The sequence below is a fragment of the Streptomyces atriruber genome (assembly GCF_001418325.1).
GTDB lineage: Bacteria > Actinomycetota > Actinomycetes > Streptomycetales > Streptomycetaceae > Streptomyces > Streptomyces atriruber.
Genome location: NZ_LIPN01000448.1, coordinates 1 through 3,747, shown reverse-complemented (window position 1 = coordinate 3,747; position 3,747 = coordinate 1). Strand labels below are relative to the sequence as shown.

The 3,747-nt window shown below is 70.3% G+C and carries 4 protein-coding genes; 1 reads left to right on the top strand and 3 read right to left on the bottom strand.

What is annotated here, in order from left to right:
• Window positions 1–36: 36 nt before the first annotated feature.
• Window positions 37–1,086 (bottom strand): 3-isopropylmalate dehydrogenase, encoded by a 1,050-nt coding sequence (locus AOK03_RS35465; RefSeq protein WP_055569505.1) that lies wholly within the window; start codon window positions 1,084–1,086, stop codon window positions 37–39.
• Window positions 1,087–1,214: 128 nt separating this feature from the next.
• Here AOK03_RS35465 and AOK03_RS35460 point away from each other — a divergent pair, with 128 nt between their 5' ends.
• The gene (locus tag AOK03_RS35460) at window positions 1,215–2,822 is read left to right on the top strand and encodes a purple acid phosphatase family protein (protein ID WP_055569504.1); all 1,608 of its coding nucleotides are present in this window, start codon (window positions 1,215–1,217) and stop codon (window positions 2,820–2,822) included.
• Here the strand turns inward: AOK03_RS35460 and AOK03_RS44940 are convergent.
• Both AOK03_RS44940 and AOK03_RS35455 read right to left on the bottom strand, forming a co-directional pair.
• Entirely contained in the window at window positions 2,816–2,944 is a 129-nt protein-coding gene (locus tag AOK03_RS44940) for a hypothetical protein (RefSeq protein WP_263398816.1), read from the bottom strand. The two genes, AOK03_RS35460 and AOK03_RS44940, sit on opposite strands and share 7 nt — an antisense overlap.
• A 206-nt stretch (window positions 2,945–3,150) precedes the next feature.
• The coding region (locus AOK03_RS35455) for a LysR family transcriptional regulator substrate-binding protein (protein ID WP_055569503.1) at window positions 3,151–3,747 on the bottom strand (597 nt) is incomplete at its 5' end.

The window sequence follows — 3,747 nt, the reverse complement described above, 5'->3', positions numbered from 1 at the left end:
GCCCGGCGGCTTCTGTTCGATCTTCGAGCTACCGGGTCAGCGCGCTACCCGTACGGCGAGCGCGTCGCCGATCTGCTCGGTGCTGCGGACCGTCTCGCCGCGCTCCGCGAGGTCGGCGGAGACCGCCTCCTCGATGCGCGCGGCCTCGGCCTCGTACCCGAGGTGGCGGAGCAGGAGGCCGACGGAGAGGACCGTCGCCGACGGGTCCGCCTTGCCCTGGCCCGCGATGTCCGGGGCCGAGCCGTGCACCGGCTCGAACATGGACGGGAACTCGCGGCTCGGGTTGATGTTGCCGGAGGCCGCGACGCCGATGCCGCCGGAGACGGCCGCGGCGAGGTCGGTGATGATGTCGCCGAAGAGGTTGTCGGTGACGATCACGTCGAACCGGCCGGGGTCGGTGACGAGGTAGATCGTCGCGGCGTCGACGTGGATGTAGTCGGTGGTGACCTCGGGGAACTCCTTGGCCACCTGGTTGAAGACATTGGTCCAGAGGTGACCGGCGTACGCGAGGACGTTGTTCTTGTGGACCAGCGTCAGCTTCTTGCGCGGGCGGGCCTGCGCACGGGCGAACGCGTCACGGACCACGCGCTCCACACCGAAGGCGGTGTTGACGGAGACCTCGGTGGCCACCTCGTGCGGGGTCCCGGTGCGGATCGAGCCGCCGTTGCCCGTGTAGGGGCCCTCGGTTCCCTCGCGCACGACGATGAAGTCGATCTCGGGCTGGCCCTTGAGGGGGGTCGCGACACCCGGGAGCAGCTTCGAGGGCCGCAGGTTGACGTGGTGGTCGAAGAGGAAACGGAGCTTCAGCAGGAAGCCGCGCTCCAGGACGCCGGACGGGACCGAGGGGTCGCCGATCGCGCCGAGCAGGATCGCGTCGTGCTGCTTGAGCTCTTCGACGTCGGCGTCGGTGAGGGTCTCACCGGTGGCGTGGTACCGCTTCGCGCCGAAGTCGAATTCCTTGGTCTCGAGCTTCACATCCTGCGGAAGCACGGCGTTGAGGACCTTGAGCCCCTGGGCCACGACCTCTTGGCCGATGCCGTCTCCGGGGATGACTGCGAGATTGATGCTGCGAGAACTGGCCGACATGCAAGCACCGTACTCTTCGTCCCACGGGATGACATGCCGTGTCCGGCATGCGGACAGCCGCCTCGTGGACGGCTTCTGTTCACCCGGAAGTGGGGCGGGAGTTGGCCTCCGCTGGGAAGTTCCCTGCCATGGACACTCCCGACGTCGGCATTCCGGAGCGGCTCGCGGCCGCGATGAGCATGCCCGAACAGCACGCGTACCTGCGCGGGAAGCTCGGCCGCCGCAAGGTGCTCGCCGGTGCGTTCGCGACGGCGGGGGCGGTCGGCGGGGTGGCCCTGCTCGGCGGCAGTTCGGGCGCGGCCGGCGCTTCGGGCGCCTCCGGCGGCGCGGCTTCGGCGGCGCGCCCCCTGGCCGCGCCGCCCGCGCCGGTGCGGGTCGACGGCAAACTGGTGGCGCCCTTCGGCAGGCACCTCGCCTTCGGCGCCGACCCGCGGACGCAGATGCGGATCTCCTGGCAGGTCCCACTCGCGGTCAAGTCCCCGTACGTGCGCGTGGGTCCGAAGCCCTGGGACCTCGGCCAGAAGGTCGAGGCGGAGGTGCGCGACCTGCACACCCCGTCGCTGTCGAAGAAGCTGCCCGCGGTCGAGCAGTACTACCTGCACGCGGCGCTCGACGGCCTCCGGCCCGGCACGACGTACTACTACGGCGTCGGCCACGACGGCTTCGACCCGGCGTCGCCCGAGCGGATGGCGACGATCGGCTCGTTCAGGACCGCGCCCGCGCAGCCGGAGAAGTTCGTCTTCACCGCCTTCGGCGACCAGGGCGTCAGCTATCACGCGCTCGCCAACGACCAGGTGATCCTGGGCCAGAACCCGTCGTTCCACCTGCACGCGGGCGACATCTGCTACGCGGACACCACCGGGCACGGCAAGGACTCGGACACCTACGACGCGCGCGTGTGGGACACCTTCCTCGCCCAGACGGAGTCCGTCGCGAAGTCGGTGCCGTGGATGGTGACCACCGGCAACCACGACATGGAGGCGTGGTACTCGCCGAACGGCTACGGCGGACAGCGGGCCCGCTGGTCGCTCCCCGAGAACGGCTTCGACCCGGAGAAGGCACCGGGCGTCTACTCCTTCCGGTACGGAAACGTCGGCGTCGTCGCACTGGACGCCAACGACGTCTCGTACGAGATCCCCGCCAACAAGGGGTACACCGACGGGCGGCAGACCGCCTGGCTCGACCGGCGGCTGCGCGATCTGCGCGCGGACGACGCCGTCGACTTCGTGGTGGTCTTCTTCCACCACTGCATGTACTCCACGTCGACGCACGCCTCCGACGGCGGGGTGCGCGACGCGTGGCTGGAGCTGTTCACCAGGCACCAGGTGGACCTGGTCGTCAACGGCCACAACCACGTCTATGAACGCACGGACGCCATCAAGGGCGGCGAGGTCGGCAAACCCGTGCCGGTCGGCGCGTCGACCGATCCGACGCGCGACGGCATCGTGTACGTCACCGCGGGCGGCGCGGGCAAGGACCTCTACGGCTTCGGCCCCGGGGTGCGGGACAGCTACGAGGGCGACGTCCACGATCACGAGAGCATCGTGACCTTCCACTGGACGAAGTCACGCCGCCCCGACCCGGACACCGTGGAGTGGTCGCGGGTGCGCTACACCGGCTTCTCGTTCCTCGCGGTCGAGGTGACGGCCGGGGCGCGCCCGAGGCTCTCGGTCTCCGCGCTCGCCGAGAACGGCGAGCGCATCGACCACTTCGAGGTCGTGCGCGGGACTCAGTGACCCGTTTCGCCGCCGTTGTCCCGGCGGTCGAGGGCTCGCTGGAGGGCGGCGGCGGCGTTCCTGCGCTCGGCGTCGCTGGTGCGGGAGGTGTGACGGACTCGGCGGGCGGTCGTCTCGGCCATGGGGGATCCACTCCTGGAGGGAAGGGTGTATTCATTCGAGACGCCGGGGCGGGGAGCAACGGAGCGGCAGGGTTCGCCTGCGTGCGGCTCCGGCTCACGACCGCCAGTCGCTTGATCGAGCGAGACGTTCGGCTTCTTCCAAGCTAAGGGAGGACGGAGCGTCTGTCTCCACAATTACTCGGACTTCCTACTATCTGAGACGGCCTTCACGCGCGCGACGCCCTGAGCTCGCGAATCAAGGCCCGGACGGCAACCGAAGGGGCCAGCTCAGGGGTGGTGACATAGCCCACGGAACGGGTCGGGCGCGCCGTTCCGAGATCGGTGATCTCGACCGTGTCCGGTGCTCCGGTCAGGGAGAGTGCGGGCATGATCGCCATGCCGTGACCGTTGCTCACCATGGAGAGCACCGCTCCGTCGTCCTCGGTCAGGACGGTCGCCGAGGGGATCCAGTCCTGCCGTCCCCACCACTCCCGCGTGTACGAGCCGCAGTTCTCGTGCCAGTCCACCAGCGGCAGCGAGCGCGGGTCGGGGTGGCCCGCCGGGTGCACCAGCGAGTAGGGCTCTTCGAGGAGTACGTCACCGATGAGCCCGGCGGGTACCGGCGAGTTGGCCCCGAGCGTCGCGATCCCGATGTCGGCGCGCCCCTCGGCGACCTCGCCCGCCGTGCCCGCGCCCAGCTCGCGCACCACCCGCACCTCCGGCCTGATCCCGGGGTGGCTCACGGCCAGGCGGCCCAGCGCGGCCGGCAGCAGATGCAGGGCGACGCTGCGGAACGCGGCGATGCGCAGCGTCCCCTCCACCCC

Excerpts from the sequence above, each read along its gene's own strand:
- AOK03_RS35465 (WP_055569505.1), bottom strand. The coding sequence starts at position 1,086 with ATGTCGGCCAGTTCTCGCAGCATCAATCTCGCAGTCATCCCCGGAGAC.
- AOK03_RS44940 (WP_263398816.1), bottom strand. The coding sequence starts at position 2,944 with ATGGCCGAGACGACCGCCCGCCGAGTCCGTCACACCTCCCGCACCAGC.
- AOK03_RS35460 (WP_055569504.1), top strand. The coding sequence starts at position 1,215 with ATGGACACTCCCGACGTCGGCATTCCGGAGCGGCTCGCGGCCGCGATG.